Source organism: Nostoc sp. CCY0012 (assembly GCF_963920855.1).
Lineage (GTDB): Bacteria > Cyanobacteriota > Cyanobacteriia > Cyanobacteriales > Nostocaceae > Cyanocohniella.
Map to the genome: position 1 here is coordinate 33,298 of NZ_CAWUDM010000015.1, position 26,336 is coordinate 59,633.

Annotated in this window: 24 protein-coding genes, 1 tRNA gene and 1 other RNA gene; 22 read left to right on the plus strand and 4 right to left on the minus strand. The window is 41.7% G+C overall.

The window, feature by feature from the left end; genetic code table 11:
* Nucleotides 1-678, plus strand: a complete 678-nt coding sequence (locus ACM0OS_RS06065; protein ID WP_414542273.1) for a response regulator — start codon at nt 1-3, stop codon at nt 676-678.
* Nucleotides 679-816: 138 nt separating this feature from the next.
* Here ACM0OS_RS06065 and pdxA read toward each other — a convergent pair whose 3' ends face one another.
* Nucleotides 817-1,893, minus strand: coding sequence for a 4-hydroxythreonine-4-phosphate dehydrogenase PdxA (gene pdxA / locus ACM0OS_RS06070; RefSeq protein ID WP_414542274.1), 1,077 nt, complete (start codon nt 1,891-1,893; stop codon nt 817-819).
* 278 nt (nt 1,894-2,171) lie between these two features.
* Here pdxA and ACM0OS_RS06075 point away from each other — a divergent pair, with 278 nt between their 5' ends.
* The 12 genes from ACM0OS_RS06075 (at nt 2,172) to ACM0OS_RS06130 (ending at nt 14,480) form a co-directional block, all read left to right on the plus strand.
* Nucleotides 2,172-2,276, plus strand: coding sequence for a PetM family cytochrome b6-f complex subunit 7 (locus tag ACM0OS_RS06075; RefSeq protein ID WP_006199111.1), 105 nt, complete (start codon nt 2,172-2,174; stop codon nt 2,274-2,276).
* 173 nt (nt 2,277-2,449) lie between these two features.
* On the plus strand, nt 2,450-3,454 hold the full coding sequence (locus ACM0OS_RS06080) for an SDR family oxidoreductase (RefSeq protein WP_414542275.1): 1,005 nt from the start codon (nt 2,450-2,452) through the stop codon (nt 3,452-3,454).
* Nucleotides 3,455-3,675: 221 nt separating this feature from the next.
* Nucleotides 3,676-4,593 (plus strand): NAD(+) kinase, encoded by a 918-nt coding sequence (locus ACM0OS_RS06085; RefSeq protein ID WP_414542276.1) that lies wholly within the window; start codon nt 3,676-3,678, stop codon nt 4,591-4,593.
* Nucleotides 4,594-4,843: 250 nt separating this feature from the next.
* Nucleotides 4,844-5,530, plus strand: coding sequence for a response regulator transcription factor NblR (gene nblR / locus ACM0OS_RS06090; RefSeq protein ID WP_414542277.1), 687 nt, complete (start codon nt 4,844-4,846; stop codon nt 5,528-5,530).
* A gap of 87 nt (nt 5,531-5,617) precedes the next feature.
* Nucleotides 5,618-5,986, plus strand: a complete 369-nt coding sequence (locus ACM0OS_RS06095) for a DUF2237 family protein (RefSeq protein ID WP_414542278.1) — start codon at nt 5,618-5,620, stop codon at nt 5,984-5,986.
* Nucleotides 5,987-6,221: 235 nt separating this feature from the next.
* Nucleotides 6,222-6,833, plus strand: coding sequence for a TetR/AcrR family transcriptional regulator (locus tag ACM0OS_RS06100; protein ID WP_414542279.1), 612 nt, complete (start codon nt 6,222-6,224; stop codon nt 6,831-6,833).
* A 38-nt stretch (nt 6,834-6,871) separates the two neighbouring features.
* On the plus strand, nt 6,872-8,161 hold the full coding sequence (locus ACM0OS_RS06105; RefSeq protein WP_414542280.1) for an ABC exporter membrane fusion protein: 1,290 nt from the start codon (nt 6,872-6,874) through the stop codon (nt 8,159-8,161).
* A gap of 44 nt (nt 8,162-8,205) precedes the next feature.
* Complete coding sequence (locus tag ACM0OS_RS06110; protein WP_414542281.1) at nt 8,206-8,541, plus strand: DUF2834 domain-containing protein; 336 nt, start codon at nt 8,206-8,208, stop codon at nt 8,539-8,541.
* A gap of 28 nt (nt 8,542-8,569) precedes the next feature.
* Entirely contained in the window at nt 8,570-9,736 is a 1,167-nt protein-coding gene (gene devC, locus ACM0OS_RS06115; protein WP_414542282.1) for an ABC transporter permease DevC, read from the plus strand.
* 59 nt (nt 9,737-9,795) lie between these two features.
* Complete coding sequence (locus ACM0OS_RS06120) at nt 9,796-10,530, plus strand: DevA family ABC transporter ATP-binding protein (RefSeq protein WP_414542283.1); 735 nt, start codon at nt 9,796-9,798, stop codon at nt 10,528-10,530.
* Nucleotides 10,531-11,297: 767 nt separating this feature from the next.
* On the plus strand, nt 11,298-12,746 hold the full coding sequence (locus ACM0OS_RS06125; RefSeq protein WP_414542320.1) for a glycoside hydrolase 100 family protein: 1,449 nt from the start codon (nt 11,298-11,300) through the stop codon (nt 12,744-12,746).
* A 318-nt stretch (nt 12,747-13,064) separates the two neighbouring features.
* Nucleotides 13,065-14,480, plus strand: a complete 1,416-nt coding sequence (locus ACM0OS_RS06130; RefSeq protein WP_414542321.1) for a glycoside hydrolase 100 family protein — start codon at nt 13,065-13,067, stop codon at nt 14,478-14,480.
* Between the two features lie 126 nt (nt 14,481-14,606).
* Here the strand turns inward: ACM0OS_RS06130 and ACM0OS_RS06135 are convergent, their stop codons facing one another.
* Nucleotides 14,607-15,689 carry an MraY family glycosyltransferase gene (locus ACM0OS_RS06135; protein ID WP_414542284.1) on the minus strand — a complete coding sequence of 361 codons (1,083 nt, stop codon included), beginning with the start codon at nt 15,687-15,689 and terminating at the stop codon, nt 14,607-14,609.
* Nucleotides 15,690-15,844: 155 nt separating this feature from the next.
* Between ACM0OS_RS06135 and groL the strand changes: the two genes are divergently transcribed.
* The 4 genes from groL (at nt 15,845) to rnpB (ending at nt 20,271) form a co-directional block, all read left to right on the plus strand.
* Nucleotides 15,845-17,533, plus strand: a complete 1,689-nt coding sequence (gene groL, locus ACM0OS_RS06140) for a chaperonin GroEL (protein ID WP_414542285.1) — start codon at nt 15,845-15,847, stop codon at nt 17,531-17,533.
* A gap of 302 nt (nt 17,534-17,835) precedes the next feature.
* Nucleotides 17,836-18,984, plus strand: a complete 1,149-nt coding sequence (gene corA, locus ACM0OS_RS06145) for a magnesium/cobalt transporter CorA (protein WP_414542286.1) — start codon at nt 17,836-17,838, stop codon at nt 18,982-18,984.
* Between the two features lie 50 nt (nt 18,985-19,034).
* Nucleotides 19,035-19,733 (plus strand): hypothetical protein, encoded by a 699-nt coding sequence (locus tag ACM0OS_RS06150; protein ID WP_414542287.1) that lies wholly within the window; start codon nt 19,035-19,037, stop codon nt 19,731-19,733.
* A gap of 32 nt (nt 19,734-19,765) precedes the next feature.
* An RNA gene (rnpB, locus tag ACM0OS_RS06155) (RNase P RNA component class A) lies at nt 19,766-20,271 on the plus strand.
* A gap of 110 nt (nt 20,272-20,381) precedes the next feature.
* Here rnpB and ACM0OS_RS06160 read toward each other — a convergent pair.
* Nucleotides 20,382-20,454 (minus strand) — tRNA-Val (locus ACM0OS_RS06160).
* Between the two features lie 126 nt (nt 20,455-20,580).
* Here ACM0OS_RS06160 and ACM0OS_RS06165 point away from each other — a divergent pair.
* From ACM0OS_RS06165 to ACM0OS_RS06175, 3 genes are all read left to right on the plus strand, one after another.
* On the plus strand, nt 20,581-21,147 hold the full coding sequence (locus ACM0OS_RS06165; RefSeq protein ID WP_414542288.1) for a metal-binding protein: 567 nt from the start codon (nt 20,581-20,583) through the stop codon (nt 21,145-21,147).
* Nucleotides 21,148-21,251: 104 nt separating this feature from the next.
* Nucleotides 21,252-22,055, plus strand: a complete 804-nt coding sequence (mazG, locus tag ACM0OS_RS06170) for a nucleoside triphosphate pyrophosphohydrolase (RefSeq protein ID WP_414542289.1) — start codon at nt 21,252-21,254, stop codon at nt 22,053-22,055.
* 184 nt (nt 22,056-22,239) lie between these two features.
* Entirely contained in the window at nt 22,240-22,422 is a 183-nt protein-coding gene (locus ACM0OS_RS06175) for a hypothetical protein (protein WP_414542290.1), read from the plus strand.
* Between the two features lie 79 nt (nt 22,423-22,501).
* Here ACM0OS_RS06175 and ACM0OS_RS06180 read toward each other — a convergent pair whose 3' ends face one another.
* On the minus strand, nt 22,502-25,207 hold the full coding sequence (locus tag ACM0OS_RS06180; RefSeq protein WP_414542291.1) for a CBS domain-containing protein: 2,706 nt from the start codon (nt 25,205-25,207) through the stop codon (nt 22,502-22,504).
* 140 nt (nt 25,208-25,347) lie between these two features.
* Here ACM0OS_RS06180 and psbZ point away from each other — a divergent pair, with 140 nt between their 5' ends.
* Both psbZ and ribH read left to right on the plus strand, forming a co-directional pair.
* Nucleotides 25,348-25,536: a photosystem II reaction center protein PsbZ gene (psbZ, locus tag ACM0OS_RS06185; RefSeq protein ID WP_414542292.1), complete on the plus strand. Its 189-nt coding sequence runs from the start codon at nt 25,348-25,350 to the stop codon at nt 25,534-25,536.
* Nucleotides 25,537-25,699: 163 nt separating this feature from the next.
* A complete protein-coding gene (gene ribH, locus ACM0OS_RS06190; protein WP_414542293.1) occupies nt 25,700-26,278 on the plus strand; it encodes a 6,7-dimethyl-8-ribityllumazine synthase in 579 nt (192 codons plus the stop codon).
* The last annotated feature ends 58 nt before the right edge of the window (nt 26,279-26,336 follow it).

Here is a 26,336-nt window from a genome sequence, read left to right on the forward strand (position 1 = left end):
ATGCTGTCTACCCCCATCAAAATTCTCTTAGTTGAGGATGATGAACTATTTCGTTTAGGCTTGCGCGTGCGATTGCAGGAAGAAATTGGGCTGGAGATTGTTGCTGAGGCTGAAGATGGTGAAACTGCTATTGAGTTAGTTAGTCAACACACTCTGGATGTGGTGTTGTTAGATGTGGGATTACCAGGTATTGGCGGACTTGAGGCGTGTAAACAAATCAAGCAGCAAAATCCTCGTTTACCAGTTTTAGTTTTAACTTCTCATTCTCAAAAAACCCTGATTTCGCGTTTGATTGCAGCTGGCGCTCAAGGTTATTGCCTTAAAGGAATTGCTGCGGAAAAATTAGTATTAGCACTGCGTTCTGTGGCTGTGGGTGCATCCTGGTGGGATGAAACAGCAACAAATGAAATTCGTTCTACTTTTAACTCTGAGCCATATTTGGAAAATATTACCAAACCTACTAATCCTTTGACTCAACGTGAACAAGAAATTTTGTCTTTTTTGGCAGCCGGAAAGACTAACCAACAAATTGCCCTAGAACTATATATTACTCGTGGAACAGTGAGAGTTCATGTTCATGCTATTTTACATAAACTAGAAGTAAGCGATCGCTCCCAAGCTGTGGTTATGGCTATGCAAAAAGGCTTAATTAAAAGCAACTTGATGATGGAAGAATAATACTATTTCACTGCTAAGTAGAACAGGGTAAATAATTAAAGGTTTGTAGTGAGAACTTTAGTTCTCAAATCAGGACTAAAGTCCTGACTACGAACTGATTTTAGGTAAATTTACATTATTTTACATAGTTTGGTTTTTTCAAGTCGTTCTACTTAACCTTTGACTAACTAACTCAGCCGCTAACTTTATGGCTGCTTGCATACTTGTCGCGTCAGCAATTCCTTTACCTGCAATATCAAATGCTGTGCCATGATCTGGGGAAGTCCGCACAAAAGGTAAACCAATAGTAGTGTTAACAGCGCGGTCAAAGGCCATCAACTTTACAGGAATTAAACCCTGATCGTGATAAAGCGCTAAATACCCATCTGCGGGATTTTTAACAACAGAATTGCCATACCAAGCTTGACCAGGTTTAACCCACATTGTATCTGGTGGTATTGGCCCCTCTAGCTGCCAATGAGGACGATTTTGCCGTTCTTTTTCTAACCAGGGAATCAACCAATCTTGTTCTTCATTTCCCAGTTGTCCTTGTTCGCCACTGTGGGGATTTAAACCTGCGATCGCAATTCTCCCATTGTCTATGCCAAAGTCTGATTTTAAACACTCCACCAGTAAATCTAGTTTTTTCGTCAATAAATGTGGTGTTAATGTCTTGGCTACTTGACTTAGGGGAATATGTGTAGTTGCAAGTAAAGTGCGGATTGTCCAATTAGTATGAGGCGATCGCGCGACAAATAACATCCCAAAACGGTTAACACCTGATTTCTCTGCCAAGAGTTCCGTTTGTCCTGGATAATGATATCCGGCTGCTTTCCAGGCCGATTTAGCTATGGGCCCGGTAACAATACCATCAAATTTACCAGCTAATGTGCAGGCGATCGCGTATTCCATATAAGCAAAACTAGCTGCACCACTAGCCGCATTTCCGGTACCAATAATAATGTTGTCGGCAATTTCCTGATTTAATGGCACATCCATAACTTGCAGTTCGCTGGGATTTATTAAACCTGCTAAATTCAGCTTCTCATAAATCTCTAATAGCAAATCCTTACTACTTACTACTGTTACGTCACAATTATGACTAACTGTCGTATCTGCCAAAGCTTTTAAAATTACCTCTGGCCCAATTCCTGCTGGATCTCCTAGTGTCAACGCCAAGCGGGGGCGATGCTTTTTATGTATATTTGGCGAGTTATTTTTGTTTATTTGATACATATCATTGCTTAATAATCTGTTGACGACAATACTTCCCTATCCTTAAATTAGGGATTGAAGATAAAACTGGTTTAAAATTATTTACACAGGACTAATCCAACAGTAGCTGTTGTAGAGCTAGTTTACCGGAGTCTGCATCAGGACATTGGTAGACGTAAAATTCAAATACCTGGATCAAATGACTGGTGAACATTAGATGAGAGTAATTGCTCCCGATCTAATAAAACAGCCTCAGACTCAGGAAATCTTCAAACCATACGCAAAGGAGAATCACATCAATGGGCGGCGAAATTTTAAATGCAGCACTGTTATCTTTCGGTTTAATTTTTGTAGGTTGGGCTTTAGGCGCTTTATTACTGAAAATTCAAGGCGCAGAGGAATAATTATTTTCTAGGGGCTAGGGGCTAGGGGCTAGAAGCTAGAAACAAGGCTTTCTTCTCATCTTCCCAGTCTCCAGCCTCCAAATTTAGTTTCTGAAAAAAACGTAAACTTTTGTTTACGGAGATAATTCTGTTAATATTCATTTAATAAAACTTAACAATTTATTAGTACCCTCATGACTTTATTAATCGTCGGTGCAACAGGCACCTTAGGAAGACAAGTAGCTCGTCGTGCCATCGATGAGGGATATAAGGTACGGTGTCTTGTACGGAGTACCAAAAGAGCTGCTTTTCTCAAAGAATGGGGTGCCGAATTAGTCCGCGGAGATTTGTGTAACCCCCAGAGCCTCACAGAAGCGATGGAAGGTGTCACCGCAGTCATTGATGCTGCTACATCGCGGGCGACAGATTCACTGACTATTAAACAAGTAGATTGGGACGGACAAGTAGCATTAATTCAAGCAGCGAAAACTGCTGGTGTTGAGCGTTTTATATTCTTTTCTATTCTTGATGCCGAGAAGTATCCAGAAGTGCCGCTGATGGAAATTAAGCGATGCACAGAACTATTTTTAGCTGAATCTGGGATAAATTACACAATTTTACGGTTAGCTGGCTTTATGCAAGGGTTAATTGGTCAATATGGCATCCCCATTTTGGAAAATCAACCAGTCTGGGTAACTGGTGATTCTTCGCCTATTGCCTATATGGATACTCAAGATATTGCTAAGTTTGCTATCCGCGCCTTGAGTGTCCCAGCCACAGAAAAACAAGCTTTCCCTGTAGTTGGTACTCGTGCTTGGAGTGCTGAGGAAATTATTAACTTGTGTGAACGCTTGTCTGGCAAAGAAGCTAGAGTCACACGGATGCCAATTAACCTGCTGCGTACCGTGCGCCGCATCATCCGCTTTTTTCAGTGGGGATGGAATGTTGCTGACAGATTGGAGTTTACAGAAGTCTTAGCTAGTGGTAAACCGTTAAATGCCCCGATGGATGAAGTATACCAAGTCTTTGGGTTAGACCAACAACAAACCACAACTCTCGAAAGCTACCTGCAAGAGTATTTCAGTCGCATTATGAAGAAGCTCAAACAGCTAGACTACGATAAAAATAAATCTAGAAAGAAAGACCAAAAACCAAAAAAAACTCCCTTTAAGCAATCTTCCAAAGTTAATAGTCAATAGAGGGTAGAGAGATGGTGAAAAAGCAGAGGGTAGGGGAGAAAAATGGCCCACAATTCCGCTCGGCTTTAAACCTTATCTTTTGGTCAAATTTCCCTCACTATCCTTATCTGCTGATAAACATGGGATTCCCAGTGATTTTTTGGCAGACTAATGACTACACTGACCAAAATATGTCAGGATGACATAAGTAAAAAGCATCGTTAAAACTTGGATATTTAAGTGTGCCGAAAGCAGGCATTATATACAATGACGTTAAACCGATAGCGGGTCGCATCGCTATCGAACTGAAAGACCAGCTAACCGCTGCTGGTTGGGATGTATGTATCACTAGTAGCATCGGCGGCATATTGGGCTACTCTAACCCAGAGAGTCCTGTATGCCACACGCCAGTTGATGGACTGACACCCCCTGGTTTTGACTCCCAAATGAAGTTCGCTGTGGTTTTAGGAGGAGATGGCACTGTTTTAGCAGCATCTCGTCAGGTTGCTCCTATTGGTATTCCCCTGCTAACGGTGAATACTGGTCATATGGGATTTTTGACGGAAACTTATCTGAATCAACTACCCCAAGCCATAGAACAGGCCATCACAGGTGAGTATGAAATTGAAGAACGAGCCATGCTCACCGTCAAAGTGTTTCGCGGTGATTGTGTACTGTGGGAAGCCCTCTGCTTAAATGAAATGGTTTTACATCGAGAACCATTAACCTCGATGTGCCATTTTGAAATTGCTGTAGGGCGTCATGCGCCAGTAGATATTGCCGCAGATGGTGTGATAGTTTCTACTCCTACAGGTTCTACAGCTTATTCCTTGAGTGCTGGTGGCCCGGTGGTAACTCCTGGTGTTTCCGTTTTGCAGTTGATACCCATTTGCCCCCATTCTTTAGCTTCTAGGGCATTAGTGTTTCCCGATACAGAAACAGTGAGTATCTACCCAGTCAATATCCCGCGATTAGTGATGGTGGTAGATGGTAATGGCGGGTGTTATATATTTCCGGAGGATCGAGTATATTTAGAGCGATCGCATTACAGTGTCAAATTCATTCGTCTACAACCACCCGAATTTTTCCGGATTTTACGAGAAAAACTAGGTTGGGGTTTACCACATATCGCCAAACCTACTTCGGTAGAATTGCCTTAAGTATGGGACATTGGGTAATGGGGTCTTGGTGAGAAAGAAAATCTTTCTTTTTCCTTGTTTAGTAATTTTTCCAGAATTACTGGTATAAGGATGGAATTGGGAACTAGTGATTAAAATTGCATTGGAGAACTCGATGGCTGATACCTGAACCTGCTCAAATAATTTCGGCAGGGTATTAATTCAGGCTGTATCCATTAGCTGATAGCTGATTGATTATTTGAAAATCCCACATCCCACATCCCCAATTCTTATGACAATTGCTCATAGTCCGTGTGTTCTGGTGATTGAAACCGATGAAAGCCTAGCAAATCAGCTGGCTTTTGATTTACAAGAAGCTGGCTATGAGCCGATTTTGGCTCATGATGCGGCTAGCGGTTTGCAATACTGCCGTGATAGCCAACCTGCTTTAATTGTTGTAGACCGGATGCTCTCAGGAGAATCGGGACTCTCGTTGTGTAAAAATCTTAGAAACGCTGGTATGTGCGCCCCTGTGTTGGTAATGATGGCCAGGGATACAGTAGATGACCGTGTAGCCTGTCTAGAAGCTGGGGCTGATGATTATGTAATTAAGCCTTATCGCTCAGAAGACTTTTTGAAATTAATTCGCCTTTATTTAAAACCTGATATTGATACCACCGAACAATTACGTTTCGGAGAATTGGTTTTAGATATAGCCACCCGTCGCGCCATACACAACGGACGGACAATTGATTTGACAATGAAAGAATTTGAATTATTAAAATACTTAATGGAGCATCCCCGCGAAGTGTTAACCCGTGAACAAATTTTAGAGAATGTCTGGGGTTACGACTTTATGGGGGAATCGAATGTGATAGAAGTGTACATTCGCTATTTACGCCTGAAGATAGAAGACGAAAATCACAAGCGCCTAATTCAAACAGTACGGGGCGTAGGATACGTATTACGAGAATCCTAAGTGATTTAAGTGATGCCTGGGGCGGGCTACACCAACACCTTTTTTCAAGGTTCATATTACAATTACCGAAAGGATCAGGAAACGAATATGGCAGACGCAAAAAACGTACTAGGTACAAACTTAGAGAGTTGCTGTACTTCTCCTTTGACTGGGTATTACCGCGACGGGTTTTGTAGTACAGGTGGACAGGATTTTGGGATGCACGTTATTTGCGCCCAAGTGACAGCAGAATTTTTAGAGTTTACCCAATTGCAGGGGAATGACCTCAGCACACCCGTTCCCCAATTTAATTTTCCGGGATTACGTCCAGGCGATCGCTGGTGTTTATGTGCCGCTCGTTGGCAAGAAGCATTAGACGCCGGTGTTGCACCTCCTGTTGTTCTTGGCGCCACTCATGCTAGAGCCTTAGAGGTTTGTTCTCTAGATGATTTGCAAAAACACGCATTAGACGAGTAGTTTATCAAGTTATATTGACATATTTTGCTGTCACGCCTAAATTGGTGTATGTATACACCATCAATTGACAATCACTACAAGTAGCCTCCTAGTGTTCAGCTAATTAACAGGCAAAAATACTACCAAATCTGACTCTGTTTGCAGAGGTGTTGGAGATTAATCTAATTTTTGACGTCTCTTTGCTAATTACTGTTATATTAAAAATACCGAGCGTTCGATATAAATAAATCCAATCATGCCTAAGATAGTTGACCATGACCAATATCGCCAAGAACTCCTCGGAAAATGCTTTGATTTATTTGCCGAAAAAGGTTATGGTTCGGTCACCATGCGACAAATTTCGCAAAGCTTAAACGTGTCTACTGGTACGCTTTATCATTACTTTCCCAGTAAACAAGCTTTGTTTGAACAATTAGTCGAGGAGATTAGCAAGCAGGATGTCAGTTCAGCATTGGCTGAGATGCAAGGATCTCAAACACTGCGCGAAGCAATGGCAGCTTTGGGTAAATATTTAATCAAAAACGAAGATTATTTTATTAAGTGGACTTACATTTGGGTTGATTTTTGTCAACATCAAGACCCAGAAAAAATCCGCAGTAATAGTGTTTTTAAACTAGCAAATCAAAGATACCAACAGGCAGTCTATGAATTTTTGGGCATTCAAGATGCAGTGTTGGCTTCTTTTGTATTGAGTTTTGTCAATGGTTTAATTCTAGAAAAATTATGGGGGAATGAAACAATTGATTTCTCTGAACAATGTGCCTTATTAGGAAAAATGTTAACTCTGTATTTACAGGAGAAAGATAATAACCAACCGGAAGATATTTTTTTGACTAAGAAACTTTAAGATTTTGGCGTGGAAATATACACCTATTGAGTAAAAAAATGGTGCAAAATCGCTTATTTAAAACTCCCAATAAAACATTAATTGTATTAGTAATAGCCGCCACGGCAATTACAGGGGGAATGGCTGTGTATGGGATTTCTCAGTTTGGACAAATGGGTCAAACAGCCTCTTCTGAACTAGTAGAAACTTCACCAACAGTTCGCAGAGTCACGGCCTTAGGAAGACTAGAACCAGAAACAGAGGTAATTAGCCTCTCCGCACCGTTGGAGTTAGATGGCGATCGCATTGCTCAAATCTTAGTCCAGGAAGGCGATATGGTCAAACCTGGGCAGGTAGTGGCAATTTTAGACTCACGCACACGCTTACAAACTGCTGTACTCCAGGCAGAAAAACAAGTAAGAGTTGCCCAAGCCAAACTCGCGCAAGTGAAAGCAGGGGCAAAAACCGGGGACATTCAGGCACAACAGGCAAGTATTGAACGCTTACAAGCCCAGTCACAAGGAGACACAATAACTCAACAAGAAGCGATCGCCCGCATAGAAGCACAATGGCAAGGGGATAGAATTGCTCAAGAAGCAACGATGAAAAAACTCAAAGCAGAATTAAATAATGCCGAGGCTGAATATCAACGTTATCAGCAACTATCTTTGGCGGGGGCAATTTCTAATTCTTTATTTGATAGTAAACGCTTAAGCTTAGAAACTGCCCAACAGCAACTAGACGAAGGCGAAGCAGTTCTCAATCGTATTAATTCCACCGCTAGTAGGCAACTAGCTGAAGCCAATGCGGCCCTGACTCGGATTCAAGCCACTAGTAACAAACAAATTAACGAAGCCCAAGCTACACTTAACAGTCTGTCCGAAGTCCGTCCGGTAGATGTACAAGCAGCCCAGAGTGAAGTTGAAAATGCCATCGCTGCACTTAAACAAATCGAAACCAACTTAGCAGCCACAAGTATTCAAGCACCAATAGCCGGACAAATTCTCAAAATTCATACACGAGTCGGAGAAAAAATTCGTGATGCCGGGATTGCAGACTTAGCCCAAACCGAACAAATGATTGCTATAGCAGAAGTTTATCAAACAGACATCAGCAAAATTAAATTAGGACAGCCAGCAACAGTTACCAGTCAAGCATTTAACGGCGAACTGCGAGGAACAATTTCTCAGATAGGTTTACAAGTAAATCGCCAAAACGTTTTTAGTAACCAACCAGGAGAAAACTTAGATAGCCGCGTGATTGAAGTCAAAATTCGCCTCAACCCCGAAGATAGTCAACGAGTTGCCGGTTTGACTAATTTGCAGGTGCAGACAGCTATTGAATTGTAAATTCTTTGTTGCCCAGATTAATTAAAAACTCAGGTAATTTCATCATGTTGAAAGTTATATATATTCTGCTTTGTATTGCCGGAACAGTTTTGCCTTACTCTCAATTCGTGCCATTTTTGCTAGAACACAACCTTGATATTCAGCTTTTTTTTGAACAGCTATTTGCTAACAAAATTTCTGCTTTCTTTGGCATGGATGTAATTGTTTCATCCCTAGTTCTTTGGGTATTTGTATACGGGGAAGGCACACGTCTAAAAATGTCAAATCTCTGGATTTATATTGCTGCTAATCTTTTGGTTGGCGTTTCTCTTGCCTTGCCATTATTTCTATTAATGCGAGAGTATCAACTTGAACAACAGACTGAGACAGCAAGCTTTTAACTAACTTTGATATTGAGACACTTGCAAGATGTTTTCCAACCTATTCCGTAAAACACCGCTGGCTTGGCGACAGTTAATGAAAGAAAAAACTCGTCTCGTCGTTGCAGTGGCAGGTATTACTTTTGCCGATATGCTGATGTTTATTCAGCTGGGTTTTGAAAGTGCTTTATTTGATGCGGCTATCCAACCTCATCGCAATTTACAAGCAGATTTGGTTTTGATTAATCCTCAATTTCAAACTTTGTTTTCGGTAAAAAGCTTTTCTAGGGAAAGACTTTATCAAACATTGGGTTATGAAGGTGTGCAGTCAGTAAATTCTGTTTATATTGGCACTGGACAATGGCGTAATCCAGAAACGCGTCTTGACCGGGCTATCTTGGTTTGGGGTATTGACCCGGCGCAGTCTGCATTCAAATTTCCCCAAGTGCAACAAAATCAGGATCATCTCAAACAGTTGCATCAAGTTCTGTTTGATCAAGCTGGTCGCCCAGAATATGGGGCTGTTGGTCAGATTTTCCAAGAAAAGGGTAACTTTCAAACGGAACTCAATAATAAAGCCGTGAATGTGCGGGGCGTGTTTAGTAACGGTGCTTCCTTTGCGGCTGATGGCAATGTAATTACCAGTGATTCGACATTTTTACAACTGTTTCCCGATCGTCAAAGCGATCGCATAGAAGTGGGCTTAATTACCCTCAAACCGGATGCTGATCCAGAAACAGTGCGATCGCAGCTAGCCGCCGGTTTACCCAAGGATGTCATCGTCCTCACTCCCGAAGGATTTGCCCAAACAGAAAAAGAATATTGGGCAGAAGGTACAGGTATTGGGTTTATTTTCGGCTTAGGTGTGGGAGTCGGCTTTATTGTCGGCATCGTCATTGTCTATCAGATTCTGTATTCTGATGTTTCCGAACACTTGCCAGAATATGCCACCCTCAAAGCAATGGGTTATAGCGATCGCTATTTGTTGGGAGTCTTACTCCAAGAGGCGTTATTCTTAGCCATCTTAGGTTTTATCCCGGCATTTTTCCTTTCCTTTGGGTTGTATCAAGTAACCTACGCAGCCACCATGCTACCCATCAGCATGAAAGTAGATCGAGCTATAACGGTGTTTATTTTAACAATCATTATGTGTAGTTTTTCAGGAGCGATCGCCATGCGGAAGTTACGTTCTGCTGACCCTGCTGATGTTTTTTAGGCATTGATTACTGATTATCTTCTAACCTCTAACCTCTAACCCCTCACATTTAAAATCTCATGTTGCAAAAACCTGTATCTATCGCTGCTGTAGAACCAGTAATTGCTGTTAGCAATTTGAATCATTACTTCGGTGGTGGCAATCTGCGTAAACAAGTGTTATTTGATATCAATTTAGAGATTAACGCTGGTGATATTGTGATTATGACTGGCCCCTCTGGTTCAGGAAAAACCACTTTGTTAACTTTAATGGGTGGACTACGCTCGGCACAAGAAGGTAGTTTAAAAATTTTGGAACAAGAAATATGTGGCGCTCATAAAGGGCAATTAACGCGGTTACGCCGCCAAATTGGCTATATTTTTCAAGCACATAACCTCATGACCTTTTTGACAGCTAAAGATAATGTGAGAATGTCTTTAGAGTTGCATGAAGAATACTTAAAACAAGATGTCAACGCCAAAGCCATCGCCATGCTAGAAACTGTGGGTTTAGGCGATCGCGTCAATTATTATCCCGAAAATCTCTCAGGAGGACAAAAACAAAGGGTAGCGATCGCTCGTGCTTTAGTTAGTCATCCCAAAATTGTCTTGGCAGATGAACCCACAGCCGCATTAGATAAAAAATCTGGGCGTGATGTTGTGGAACTTATGCAGAAACTTGCTAAAGAACAAGGTTGTACGATATTGCTAGTTACCCACGACAACCGCATTCTCGATATAGCTGATCGCATTATTTATATGGAAGATGGTCAGTTGAAGACTAATGGTGTGGATGTTGCCACAACAATGCATTAAATCTCAGGAACTTCAACTTTTTGGCAAGTATATATACTTTTAAAAACACCCTTTTAGTTTATAAGCACAATTATACCTCTCCTCCATCGGGAGCATCCAATTTTCTGTGATACTTACATATCTATTTAAATTCGCTAAATATTGGCTTTTTTCGTCTTATAGTCAAAATTAAGAATATTCTTGCGTTTTCATTTAGTAACTATTATATTTTCCTGCGTGCTTCAATCTCATCATTATTCATTGCTTGATAGATAAATAGACTACAACATATACTTCTTTAGGAATATTGACTTAGAAAATTTTTCCGCGTTCGTATTGCATATTCTGAAAAAACATTATAAATTATTAACTTATAGGGGAATAATCTAATTAGCAATTTTCAAGTCTAAGTCAAGATTCAGTAAATATACTGCGAATACTTTAAATAGCACACCTTGAACAATACCGGAGATATATTTCTGTTTGGGTAGGTAAAGTTCCTGATGTACAGACGAAGGGACGAATAATCTAGAAATATATCTTATGTGATTGTTCTGAGATATGACGGTATTGCTTGAGGTGAAAAACAGCTAACTGCAAATCACCCAAAATATCATTTTTTAAAATAGATTATTGGCTGATAAACTATCAACTTAATCGATTGTTTATAGGTTATTTTTTAAATAACTATGCTATGAGAAACATAGCTTTTGTTATGCTAAAAATAGCAGTAATTAATGAAGGTGCATCCACTACACATTCACCCCCTCAATGGAGTTACTATGGCGATGCCAATAAATGAATTACTAACGGATGAGAATATAGAAGAACAAGCATGGAGAGCGCTAGAACAGTCAATTCTCTATTATCAAGGTCGCCCCATTGGGACTGTAGCTGCTTATGATGTGTCTGTGGAAGCACTGAATTATGACCAGTGTTTTGTTCGAGATTTTGTCTCGTCAGCTTTAATTTTTCTGATTAAAGGTAGAACAGATATTGTTCGTAATTTTCTCGAAGAAACTTTAAAGTTGCAGCCAAAAGAAAGAGAATTAGACGCATATAAGCCCGGACGAGGGTTAATTCCGGCTAGTTTTAAAGTTGTATCTGTTAATGGGCAAGAATACTTAGAAGCAGATTTTGGCGAACACGCGATCGCCCGAGTTACTCCAGTAGATTCTTGTCTGTGGTGGATTATTTTATTGCGTGCTTATATAGTGGCCACCAAAGATTATTCCATAGCCTATCAACCTGATTTCCAAAACGGTATCCGGTTAATTATGGAAATCTGCTTGGCGAATCGTTTTGATATGTATCCCACGCTGTTGGTTCCTGACGGTGCTTGTATGATTGACCGTCGGATGGGCATTTATGGGCATCCTTTGGAACTGCAAGTGTTATTTTATGCGGCTTTGCGGGCGGCGCGGGAGATGCTAATTTGCCAAGGTAATCAAGATATCGTAGCCGCCATTGATAACCGCCTACCGCTATTGTGCGCGCATATTCGCCAGCATTATTGGATCGATATTAATCGTCTGAATGCAATTTACCGCTTCAAGAGTGAAGAATATGGCAAAGCCGCGGTCAATTTATTTAATATCTATGTAGATTCTCTACCCTACTATGAATTAGATAAATGGCTACCGAGAAAAGGCGGTTATTTAGCTGGGAATGTGGGGCCATCGCAGTTAGATACGCGTTTCTTTGCGCTGGGTAATTTGATGGCGATTATTTCTGATTTAGCCACCGAAGAACAGTCACAAGCCATTATGACTCTCATTGAGGAACGATGGGACGATTTGGTGGGAGATATGCCGATGAAAATCTGTTTCCCAGCCTTAGAAAATGAAGAATACAGAATTGTCACAGGATGTGACCCGAAAAACATTCCTTGGTCATATCATAATGCTGGTAGTTGGCCTGTTTTAATGTGGATGTTGGCAGCAGCATCTGTTAAAACTAATAAAATAGGTTTGGCAAAAAAGGCGATTGAAATTGCCAAAGCACGCCTATGTGAAGATGAATGGCCAGAGTATTATGATGGCAAGAAGGGGCGTTTGATTGGTAAACAAGCTAGGAAATATCAAACCTGGACAATAGCTGGTTTCTTGTTAGCTAAAGAACTGATGGATAATCCTATTTATTTATCATTAGTTAGTTTTGATGAATTATCTCCAGAAGTAATTTCTAGAGCGTGTGAATTTGAAATTGGCAGTGTAGATCCGTTTATGTCTCATTAAAGTAGCAATACTCCAATTGCAGGGTGTAAATTGTTCAAAATAAACGTTAAAGTTACTGCCCCTTTGTAGTTATTAGGGGCTTTTTAATTTTCTAAATTGCTCTTTGTGATCACTTTGAATATGGAGCCTATGGGACAATAAGGTAAATGAGAAACTTGGGTTATCCTGAGAATATGGACGGTGGAATATCGCCCCCAATTAAACGTGGCAAAAAGTTAAGTTGGTCTATATCCATCGCCAAGAAAATACACTGAAATGGCGGAGTTAAATCTAATTTTTCTCTTGCCAAAATCCCATCAAAATGGAGCGTTTCTCGCAATGGAAAGAGAGGAATTGATAATAGTTGATGACCTAGAGAAACAGGCGTGGGAAATTTTAAAAAAGTCGATTATTTATTATCAAGGTCGTCCTGTAGGTACGGTTGCTACCTGTGACGCTTCACTAGGCGATTTGCATCATGACCATTGTTTTATCAGAGATTTTGCTTCTTCAGCCTTACTTTTTCTAATTAAAGGTAAATATGATATTGTTCGGAATTTTCTAGAAGAAACTTTAAAGTTACAGCCTAAAAAAAGCCAATTAGATGCTTATACTCCCGGTCAAGGTTTGATACCAGCCAGCTTCAAAGTTGTCTCAGAGAATGGGCAAGAATACTTAGAAGCGGATTTTGGCGAACACGCGATCGCCCGAGTTACACCTGTTGATTCTTGTCTGTGGTGGGTTATCATACTATACGCTTATGTAAAATCCACAAAAGATATTAGTTTCGCCTTGCAGCCCGAATTCCAGCAAGGAATCATGTTAATTATGGAACTTTGCTTGGCGACGCGGTTTGAGATGTACCCGACGCTGTTAGTTCCCGATGGCGCTTGTATGATTTATCGGCGCATGGGTATCTATGGTTATCCTTTGGAAATTCAAGCTTTATTTTATGCTGCGTTGCGGGCGGCGCGAAAGTTACTGATTTGTGCAGGTGATGAAGAAATTGTCATTGGCATTGATAACCGCTTACCTTTATTAAGAGATCATATTCGCCATCATTATTGGATTGATATGAAGCGATTGAATCAGATTTATCGCTTTAAAGGTGAAGAATACGGAGAGTCAGCAGTTAATCAATTTAATATCTATCCTGATTCAATTCCCTATGCTAATTTGGCGATTTGGTTGCCTAAACATGGTGGTTACCTAGCAGGTAATGTTGGCCCATCGCAATTAGATACTCGTTTCTTTGCATTGGGAAATATGATGGCTATTATTTCCTCTTTAGCAAGCGAACAACAGTCTCAAGCAATTATGAATCTCATTGAGGAACAGTGGGATGACTTAGTGGGAGAAATGCCGATGAAAATCTGTTTTCCGGCTGTAGAAAAAGAGGAGTACAGAATTTTTACTGGCTGTGACCCTAGAAATATTCCGTGGTCATACCATAATGGTGGTAGTTGGCCAGTATTATTGTGGTCTTTGATTGCGGCGGCTCAAAAAACAGGTAGAAGCTATATTGGCAAACAAGCTTTGGAAATTGCCCAAGCACGGTTAAGTGTAGACCATTGGCCGGAATATTACGATGGTACGCGGGGGTTATTAATTGGTAAAAAAGCTAGGAGATATCAAACCTGGACGGTTACTGGCTTTTTGTTGGCCAAGGAGTTGATGCGAAATCCTGAGCATTTAGCATTAATTAGTTTTGGGCAATTTGATTCGGAGAATCCTTCCCAGTCTTGTGAGTTGTAATTTTTTATCCTTTCACATATTTTCACCACAAAAATTAGTAGGGGCGCAAAATATTTGTCCCCTACATTGCAGCTTGTTTCAGTAATTTTACTTTTAAAGTTCGTGTTTAAACAAACATAAAAAAACTCAAGAGTTTTGGCTAGTTCTTTGCCAAATCGTAAAGCTCAACAAGAAAATAATACTAATAGCGGTAGAAATTATTACCACTAAACTCATCCCTTGTATTCTCATGGCCAGCAAATTAAAAAATAAAGTCACAGACCAAAGGGTTAATGCAGCATGAGGCTGAGAGAATCCCCAGGCAAGTAAGCGGTGGTGTAAGTGGTCTTTACCAGGAGTACTCAGAGGGTTTTTGCCTGCCAATAGCCGGCGGATAAATACTTGTGTTGTGTCCACCACTGGTAACAGAACAAATAAAGCTGTCGGCCCTAAGGCAAAGACAGTACTTTCTTGCAAGTTACCTAAAATACTAGTTGCACCCAACACATAACCAAAAAAGTATGCTCCCGCGTCACCCATAATAATGCGTGAAGGATGAAAGTTATGGCGCAAAAAGCCTAAGGCACCACCCCCTAAGGCAGCCAGAACTAAAATAGCCGCTGCCCGGTTGGGAAATTGGGCTGCAACCCCTAACAAACTCATGGCAGTGATAAAACTGACTCCCCCTGCCAATCCATCCATGCCATCCATCAAATTGATGGCGTTAGTAATGCCTACTACCCAAAGCACAGTTAGCGTCATGGAAAGGAATGGATCAATGGGGGTGTTGAAACCAACCTCGATACTGATGCCGTTAGCATACAGCAACAATGCCGTGACAATTTGTGTCCATAGGCGCACCGAGGGGGGTAAACCGAACTGATCATCGATAAAACCGACCAATACTAGGATTGAACCGCCTAGTAAAATAGTTAAGACCTGAGCTAATACATTTTGCAGGGCGATGGGTCGCAAAAGAGTCGCTAGCACCATTGCAGCAATCACACCCGCATAAATAGCCAAACCTCCTGCATTTGGCAAAGGTTCTCGATTGAGTCGTCGTGCGTTGGGTTGGTCTGCCCAACCTACCCGTAAGGCAAATTTACGTACTGTGGGAATCAAGCGCCAGGTGACTAACCAAGCCAAGAGAAACGTAAATACTACTGCCAACCAGCCGGAGCCGCTAGGGTCGGCAATGCCGAGGGATTTCAGAAAGTTAGATAAGTTCATCCCCCAATTCAACCATTACTGCCAATAAATATGAGCATCAACTGTAATATTAATCAATTTTTTTATTTCCATTTATAATCTGAGGTGCTAGTTTGATTAGCACTCTAGCCTTGTGAGTGCTAAATTGTCTAATGGAAGCGCAAGAGAAATTAAACATGGCAAAAATTATTTCCTTTGATGAAGAGTCACGGCGAGCGTTAGAAAGGGGTGTAAACGCCCTGGCTGATGCGGTAAAAATTACCTTGGGGCCCAAAGGTCGCAACGTCCTTTTAGAAAAGAAATTTGGCGCGCCACAAATCGTCAACGATGGTATCACCGTTGCCAAAGAAGTTGAATTAGAAGACCCCTTAGAAAACACTGGTGCTAGGCTCATCCAAGAAGTAGCCTCCAAAACTAAGGATTTAGCTGGTGATGGCACCACAACCGCCACAGTTTTAGCACAAGCCTTAATTAAAGAAGGTTTGAAGAACGTCGCTGCTGGTACTAACCCCATTAGCTTGAAACGGGGAATCGACAAAACCATTGAAGCCCTAGTAAAAGAAATTGCCCAGATGGCCAAGCCAGTAGAAGGAAGTGCGATCGCGCAAGTAGCTACTGTTTCATCTGGTAACGATGAAGAAGTGGGCCAGATGATTGCCGAAGCTATGGAAAAGGTCACCAAAGACGGTGTAATCACTGTTGAAGAATCCAAATCTCTGACAACCGAACTGGAAGTCGTAGAAGGGATGCAAATTGACAGGGGTTATATTTCCGCTTACTTCATCACCAATAACGATCGCCAGATAGTCGAGTTTGAAAATGCTCGCATCCTGATTACCGACAAGAAAATCAGCAGCATTCAAGATTTAGTACCTGTGTTGGAAAAAGTTGCCCGTTTGGGTCAACCTTTACTGATTATTGCTGAAGATGTAGAAGGAGATGCTTTAGCAACACTGGTAGTCAACAAAGCACGGGGTGTGCTAAATGTTGCTGCTATTAAAGCACCAGGATTTGGCGATCGCCGCAAAGCTTTGTTACAAGATATTGCTATCCTGACCGATGGACAGTGGATTTCCGAAGAAATTGGCTTAAGCCTAGACACTGCTTCCTTGGAAATGTTGGGAACAGCCCGCAAAATCACCATTGACAAAGAAAGCACCACAATTGTGGCTGTTGGTGACACCAAACCAGAGTTACAAAAGCGGATTGCTCAAATTCGGAAACAATTAGAAGAAACCGATTCCGAATACGATCAAGAAAAACTACAAGAACGCATTGCCAAGTTGGCTGGTGGTGTCGCAGTCATTAAAGTGGGTGCAGCCACAGAAACTGAACTCAAAGACCGCAAACTGCGGATCGAAGACGCACTCAACGCCACCAAAGCGGCTGTAGAAGAAGGTATCGTTCCCGGTGGTGGAACAACCTTAATTAACTTGATTACCAAAATAGACGCAATTAAAGCCAACTTCAACGAAGAAGAAAAAATTGGCGCAGATATTGTCAAAAGAGCATTAGAAGCTCCTTTGCGTCAAATAGCAGAGAATGCTGGTGACGAAGGTTCTGTGATTGTTGCTCAAGTCAAGACCAGCGATTTCAATATTGGTTACAACGCCGCCACTGGAAAATTCGAGGACTTGATTGCGGCTGGTATTATTGACCCTGCTAAAGTAGTGCGTTCAGCATTGCAAAATGCTGGTTCCATTGCTGGTATGGTCATTACTACCGAAGCGATCGTTGTAGAAAAACCAGAGAAGAAATCCGCAGCGCCTGCCCCTGATATGGGCGGCGTGGGCGGTATGGGCGGTATGGGCGGTATGGGCGGCATGGGTGGCATGGGCGGCATGGGCGGCATGGGTATGTTCTAGTCCTTCCTACCACACATAAATATTTTCTTAGCAGTTTGCTGTCACAAGGCAAACTGTTTTTTTATACCCTTGCTGATTCAAAGGCAATGGAATAATATGATAACCGCTTGCATACGGGTGTTTTTTTTGACAAATTTACATCAAAGTTAACTATAAATTACCATCTTGATATTCAATATTGTAAAATTTCTGACAATAGACCAAATAAATACAGATGCTTTTCTAACCATTAACTATGCAAATTTCCAAATAGATAGTTTTTGACCATTAAATAATGACCCCTAAATATTAGGAAAAAATGCATGATCAGAAAACTTCGTCGTATACCAAAAGCAGTGAAGAAGTTCTATGAAAAGGAATTTTATCACCAACCAGGAACTCTTCCGGGAACTATCATTATTGATGAAAATGCTGAGGCTCCCAACATTATTTTGTTTGACTATAACCAAAATAATTTTATTCGTAAACAAATAGAAAATCCTGAAGAGTGTACCACTTATCTAGACCAGGAATCTGTCTCTTGGGTGGATGTCCAAGGATTAGGTAATCAAGACATCATACAACGATTGGGAAAAGTTTTTGATTTACATCCTCTAGTTTTAGAAGATGTAGTCAACATGGGAGAACGCCCTAAAATTGAAGATTATGAAGACCAGTTACTCATAATTGCTCAAATGGTAGTGCCAATGGAAAAAACCTTTGGTTTTCACAGTGAGCAAGTGAGTTTTGTCTTAGGGAAACATTATCTACTAACAGTACAAGAAGAACCAGAATATGATTGCTTTGAAGGAGTGAGATTAAGAATTGATAGAAGTAAAGGGATCATTCGTAAACAGGGGGCCGATTATTTAGCTTATGCTCTTTTAGATGCAATTATTGATGGCTTTTTCCCAGTTCTAGAACTGTATGGGGAGCGACTGGAAGAATTAGAGGAGGAAGTCATACTTAACCCTACCCGCAAAACACTACAACAAATTTATCAAATCAGGAGAGAATTGCTGCAACTACGTCGTACTATCTGGCCCCAGCGGAATGCAGTTAATTCTTTAATTCGGGATAACAGCGAACTTATAGGAGCAGAAGTGCAAATCTATCTGCGAGATTGTTATGACCATGCAGTACAAGTAATGGATATGGTAGAAAATTATCGGGAATTGGCATCTGGATTGATGGAAGTTTATTTGTCGTCAGTAAGTAACAAAATGAATGAAATCATGAAACTGTTAACAGTGGTTTCTTCTATTTTTATTCCCTTAACTTTTGTAGCGGGAATATATGGCATGAATTTCAATCCCGAAAAATCCCCATATAATATGCCTGAACTGAATTGGTATTGGGGTTACCCAATTTGCTTGGCAGGAATGGCTGCGATCGCGTTGGGTTTGCTATTCTTTTTTTGGCGACGAGGCTGGCTCCAAAATTCTGTAACCATTAAGCAGGATTGGCAGTAGCTCATGAGTCAAATATACAAAATTATTCTAGGGAGTTAATATTCTAATTTATGAGGAGTGGCGACCAAAATTTAGTTATTTTGACCCTTTATATTATTGGCGTATCTTACGTCTTTAATCGGATGGTCGAATCCATTGATGATCAAGTGAGGTTTGATTTTAAAAAGGGTATGGTTGATGACCAACTAAAAGAACAAAATCTCCAAGACCAGATCGGGATTGCTTTTAAATTTAAACCTTCATATGCCATAGACGACCTCAAAGACTTATCTGTAAGTATTGAGAATAAATCGGAAAACATTGCTGTATACGTTGACTGGGACAATAGCTCTTTGGTTGACGACAAGCAATCACGCCGAGTCATTCGCAAATCACCCGACTTAACCCGTGACTTAGCTGTATCCCAAAGTCCTAGTCTGATTGCTCCTCAGAAAACACTTTCTGAGACAGTCACAGCAGAAGATGTTTTTGAGCGTGATCCTGTAGCCGGAACCTACTCAGCCAAAAAACCCATTATGAATATTAGCGGGTTAAGCAAAGCTGGGCCACCGCAAAAAAAAATATATAACGACTTTATGAATCAAAGAATAGAACTAGGATTTTCGCTCCAGCTAGTGCTACGCATTTCTGAGGTACGTGTAGGTCTAACACCTGGTGTAAACGTTCCTCCCATGTGTATTATCAATTGTCCTTTTACAGTCAAAAAATTACCCTGGACTTACGCCTTACCTTGGAATAAAAAGAAATAATCCGCACCAGACAGTTAAACTGGAATTAGGGAGGGAGTAGGCGCAGGCGGTTGCAGATCAATCACAATGATTGGTTTGAGGAAAGTCCGGGCTCCCGAAAGACCAAACTTGCTGGATAACGTCCAGTGCGAGCGATCGTGAGGATAGTGCCACAGAAAGATACCGCCAAAAATGAGGGAATTGGGAGTAGGGAGTAGGTGAGACCAGCGCGGTCTTGGGGGTTTCCCCCATGAGCGACTGGCGAACCCGAAGGGGAGTAGGGAAAAACACCCAATTCACCATTGCCAACTCACCACTCCCCAGTCTTGGTAAGGGTGCAAAGGTGCGGTAAGAGCGCACCAGCAGCGTCGAGAGGCGCTGGCTCGGTAAACCCCGGTTGGGAGCAAGGTAAAGGAAGCTATGGTTGGTCTTTTACCAGTTTCCAAAAGTAGAGCCGCTCGAGGCGTCTGGTAACAGGCGTCCCAGATAGATAACTGCCCTTAAAGGTGCTTTAAAATACCTGTAAGAACAGAACCCGGCTTATGTCCGACTCCCTCCCCCGATAATTCTGCTTTTTACAAAAAAATAAGTCACTGAGATAAATAATTAGTGACTATATACTATGTATTTAAACTAAAAAAGCCGCCATAAAGACGACTTTTTAATATATGGGTAGTACCAGACTCGAACTGATGACATCCTGCTTGTAAGGCAGGCGCTCTACCAACTGAGCTAACCACCCGCTTGTGTTTGCGTTTGCAGCTCACAATTAAACAATATAGCAAAATATTTCTCAGGGCGCAAGTCATTTTGGGAAAAATATTTTTTTATCTTATAATCACTCAGTAATCAGCACTTAGCACTGCAAATGCCCTCTGGTCGAACGCACGATCGCATCACTTTATATACTCTGCCGTTAATCGCTGGTGTAACTTTATGGCAAACTCGCAATAGCAATTTAACTTTGTTGGTTGCTAGCGGGTTTATGTTTAGCGGTTTGATGTTTGGCCCCGATTTGGATATTTACTCGCGTCAGTTCCAACGCTGGGGCTTTTTGCGCTGTATTTGGTTACCTTATCAAAAAAATCTCCGCCATCGTTCTGTTATTTCTCATGGGCCGATTATTGGCACAACTGTACGGGTAATTTATCTGGGCTGTTTGCTGGCGATTGTGACGATTGTGACGATTGTGATTGGGGAAAAGCTGGGATTTTTGGCTTTGACTTGGCAGGATTTGGGTGTGGCTTTGGGGCGATCGCTTGTGGTTTACAGTACTGAATACCTGGCTTTGTTTTTGGGTTTGGAACTCGGTGCGATGAGTCATTCTCTCAGTGATTGGGGAGGTTCGGCTTATAAGCGGTTACAAAAACAAGGGGTTCGGAGTTTGCTTCCTCGTAGGAAGGTGAAGAAAACTCCCAGGAGGAGGAAGAAGTAATTTTTGAACGCAGAGGTACGCTAAGGTAAGCGCAGCGAAAAGTTACGTGCGGGGGTTCCCTCCGTTGAGTAAACTTTTCAAGACAAAGATACACGGAGGTTTTTATGGATGAGAGTTTGGCGGCTTTACAAGAATTGATTGAAGTGGTGGCTAGATTGCGATCGCCTGATGGGGGTTGTCCTTGGGATTTGGCACAAACGCCCCAAAGTTTGATTCCTTATGTGATTGAGGAGGCTTATGAGGTGGTGGATGCGATTCAAGGAGGTGAACAGGAGGCGATCGCAGAGGAGTTGGGGGATTTATTATTACAGGTGGTTTTACAAGCCCAAATCGCTGGGGAATCTGGTTTATTTGGCATGGCGGAGGTGGCTAGAGGAATTTCCCAAAAGTTGATTCGTCGTCATCCCCATGTGTTTGGTGATGTGTTGGTGCAAAACGTGGATGAGGTGCGGCAAAATTGGGAGGCAATTAAGGCCACAGAAAAGGCGGAAATTCCAGAGAAGCATCAACTCAGCACTAAACTCGGTCGTTATGGCCGGACTCTTCCTCCGTTAATGGCGGCGATGAAAATTTCCGAAAAGGCTGCGGCTGTGGGGTTTGAGTGGGAAAATATTGATGGAGTTTGGGCTAAGTTTCACGAAGAGTTGGGGGAATTTCAACAGGCTTTGGCTGAGGAAACACCGGAACGACAACAAGCGGAGTTGGGGGATTTATTATTTGCAATTATACAACTGGCGCGTTGGCATAATCTTGACCCTGGTGCGGCGTTACAGGGGACAAATCAGCGTTTTGTGCAACGATTACAAAAAATGGAAGCGGTTGTTGATCGCCCCTTATCTGATTACAGTTTGGATGAGTTAGAGTCTTTATGGCAGCAAGCAAAAGCCCAAATTGCCAAACATGAGTAATTTATAGAGGTGATTTTGTCGCTATTGTGGATGCACACACGGCGACGATAGAAGAAATTAGTTTATTGATGGCTGGGGGACAAATAGATAAGAAATAGAGAAATATTATAAAATGAAAACGTATCAACTTTTGCAAAAATAACAACACTGTCTATGAGCATCTTTTCAGACAGTTATTGAATATGTGGAAGCTCTTTCAAACGAAGAGCAAGATTTACTACTTGAATTAATTTCTAAAAGACGCATTGAAAAACGGCGTCGAGAAATTGCCACCAATGCTGCACAAACCCTGAAAGCCATTAAAACAGGTACAGCCCAGTATGGTACTCTTGAGGATTTGCGGGCTGATTTACTAAGTGAAGAATGAGGATTCTTGTTTGGGATAGTAGTTTCAAGCGTGCTTTTATTTGATTTGTCAAGTTCACACTAGACCAAATTAGATGAGCTTACCTAGGGTAATGCTGGGCTAAAAATTCTTCAGCTTCTTCTTTATTTTTAATTACTTCATCCAGGGTAGCTGCAAGTAACTCATCTAAAATTTGTCGATATTGGGGGCTTGGTTTATAACCTAATTGCTTTAAATCATTACCATTTAATATTGGCTGTACATTGGCCAAACTTGTTAAATAATGCCATATCTGCCGTCTGATATTTCGCGGACTTTGTAAGGCGATTAAAATCAGCATGGGTAAATCATGATTTCTGAGCAACTTCACTACTTGACTGGGACGCTGACAATTGGGTAATAATTCCATCACCTCAGTTTGGGATTTAGCTAAGTCTTGTAAACGTTTGATGCCATCTTCATGTAATTGCAAATTCTGAGCGACTTTAGCTCGATATTTGGGTGCTAAGTTGGCAATTAACACTTCTAGCCGCATTTGCCAATGAATCAAAGTTAATTGGGGGTCAAATCGCTGTAGACAACGTTCTAACAATCGCAATTGTCGTAAAAGTTCTGTATTTAACTCTAGGGTAGGATGAATGCACTTTAACGCCCCTAAGTTATCGAGTAACTGTAAAGCAACTTGCCAATATCGGGCTTCTAGAATGTGTTTTAATTCTGTCTTCAGCCGAGTTTGTAGGGCTGGGGTTTTAGTATTAGTTTGGGCAGTGCGATCGTAAACGCCACTGTTAATGGCATAGTGGATAAACTCTGCTGTTTGTGGTTCAATTTCAAAGCCAAAACGCACAGCAAACCTGACACCACGATAAATGCGGGTGGGGTCTTCAATAAAGCTGTTGGCGTGTAATACTCGAATGTGCTTGGCTTGTAAATCTAGTAAACCACCGAAGAAATCGAGTAATTCTCCAGGGCGGGGAGAGGTGAGGCGTAAGGCTAAGGCGTTAATTGTAAAGTCACGACGATACAAATCTTGACGAATAGAACTAGCTTCAACTTCCGGATTTGCGGCTGGGTAAGGATAAAATTCTGTTCTGGCTGTGGCAATATCTACCCACAATGAATCTAATTCTGGGTCTTTATGCCACAATAAAGCCGCAGTTTGAAAAGCCCCATGAATTTCTAACCGCGCGGCTGGGTAAAGTTCTTGCAGTGCTTTGGCTAATTCTACACCAGCCCCAACATCTGCTGTTTTATGAAAGCCATCAACTACCAGGTCAATATCGGAAATCATTAATGTACCTGCGGCTGATTCTGCTAGCAGCAAGTCCCGCACTGCACCGCCGACTAAATATAAATGCCAACCCCGTTTTTCAGCTGCTTGTGATGCTGTAGTTAGTAATTGCCACAACTGAGGTGTGAGACGATTTTGTAACTCAGCCAAAGATGGAAGCTTAACTTCTGTTTCCCCCATCTCCTCATCTCGCCATCTTCCTTCTTCATCAGCTTGATGTAATTCTCGCAACACATCTGTACGAGTGACAATTCCCACTAATTGCCCTTGTTCTAAAACGGGTAAGCGCCCAATATCGTATGTCACCATCAGTGCTTCAATTTGCGGCAGGATGGTATCTGGTGTAATTGTTTTCAAGTTTGTCGTCATGTAGCCTTTAACTGGTGCATGACTAAATCCGTGATGTAAAGCAATATCAATATCCCGTCGAGAAATAATTCCGATTAATTGCCCTTGGGTATCAACTACCGATAAACCAGAGTGTCCATACCGTAATAAGATGCGCTGCGCTTCGGAAATGGTAGTATCTGGGCGAATTGTCCGCACAGGGGATGACATCAAATCCCTGGCTGTGGGTGGATGGGGAATTGAGGTTTTAATTCCTTCTAGGAGTTGTTGGACTATTTCTTGGGTATCGACTCCCCGTAAACTCAGCGATGTGGCTTGGGAATGTCCACCACCACCAAACTGTTCAAATAATACATTGAGATGAACGCCGGGAATTTGAGATCGCCCGATTACTGATAAACGTGAATCATCCTGTCCTTGGCTATATTCGTTGGCTAAAAGTAAGGCATCGACTTCGGTTAATTCCACCAGTTGTGACGCTAAACTTGATAACCCTGGGACAAAATTTTCTGTTTTTAATATTACCCAACCAATAGTATATCCATGCAAACCAAAAGATTCTAAATTTTCCAGCGCCTCAGTTAATAACTGCTGTAATTGTGGCGATAACCCAGGGTCAAGGTAAGTCGAAATTACCGACGAACTAACTCCTTGTTGCATCAACCAAGCCAAAGCTAAAGCATCCCGTGGTGTGGCACTATCAAAAGTTAACGAGCCAGTATCAACGTGAATCCCCAAAGCCATAACTGTAGCTTGGGATGAATTTAGGGAAATTTGCTGTTTTTGTAATTGTTCCACCATTAAAGTGGTCGTGGCTCCCACAGATTCAATGTAGGATTGTGTCGCTGGGATATCTAATTCTTGCCCTAAATGATGGTCATAAACTATGATCTCTTTTAAATGGGGTAAATCTAACCACTCAGCAGCTTTACCCAGGCGATCGCGCTGTTGTGTATCTACAACTCTGATAGAACGAATTTTTTCGGGATTCACCGCACGTCTTTCAATCAGAGGATACTCATCTCGATGTAACGCCAAAAAATCTCTGACGGGTGGATGTGCGCCACCACTGAGGACAATTTTACTTCCTGGTAGTAAGCATGTTAGCCCGACTGCCGCTCCTAAAGCATCAAAATCAGCAGTTGTATGGCAAAGAATTAAGTCCATAGTCTTTAGTCAATAGTCTTTGATCACTGACTATCTATAGTGACGCGATTTCTGCTAGCTTAACAAATAAGGAAAAACTGTTAGTGTCGTCCTTTAGGATATTCTATTTTTAGTATTGCGCTGTCTTGGGAGAAGCAAAAATGACCATAATATTCCAATTCGCTTTAATAGCTCTTGTTGCCATGTCCTTTGTTTTGGTGGTTGGCGTACCTGTTGCTTATGCTACCCCCCAAAATTGGGTGGAATCTAAAAAGCTCCTGTGGCTGGGTTCCGGAGTTTGGATTGCTTTGGTACTGTTAGTTGGTGTATTAAACTTTTTTGTCGTTTAGGCGATTTCGCTTTCTTATACCGACAAATAGCATAGTGACTACAGGAGCAGAAGAGCCAAGAACAAGATTTGCTTGTTCTATTTACCTAATTGTGCTCTCCTGCTCTTCCGCATTTAAAGAAGAAATGTATATTGGCCAGAGTTATATTTGATAAGAGGCAGTCATGGCAGTTTTCGAGGGAACTTTTACACAAACGGAACCTTTGCGTTTAGCAGTGGTTATCGGTCGATTCAATGACCTGGTAACAGGCAAACTGCTAGAGGGATGTCAAGATTGCTTGAAACGTCACGGTGTAGACCCAGACCCCCACGGTAATCAGGTGGACTATGTTTGGGTACCGGGAAGTTTTGAAGTGCCTCTGGTCGCTCGTCAACTAGCACTTTCCCATAATTATGATGCTGTAATTTGTTTGGGTGCAGTAATTCGCGGACAAACGCCCCATTTTGATTATGTGTCTGCTGAAGTATCTAAAGGCATTGCCGCCGCTAGTTTTCAAACAGGAGTACCGGTGATTTTTGGCATTTTGACAGTGGATACCATGCAGCAAGCTTTAGAAAGAGCAGGTATTAAAGGTAATCATGGTTGGGATTACGCCATGAATGCCCTAGAAATGGCTAGTTTAATGCGGCAATTGCGCTCTAACCTCAATGAGTCATATCCCCGGAATACCCAATCTTTGCCAGCATCCTTTCAGGGTAACAGTTTAGGCAATTTAGCTGCGGAGTCTGAAGAACTAGGCTGAGGCTTATCCTCAAGTGCTGGGTAAATTGACTCAGCACTCAAAAATTAGGGGTTGACAA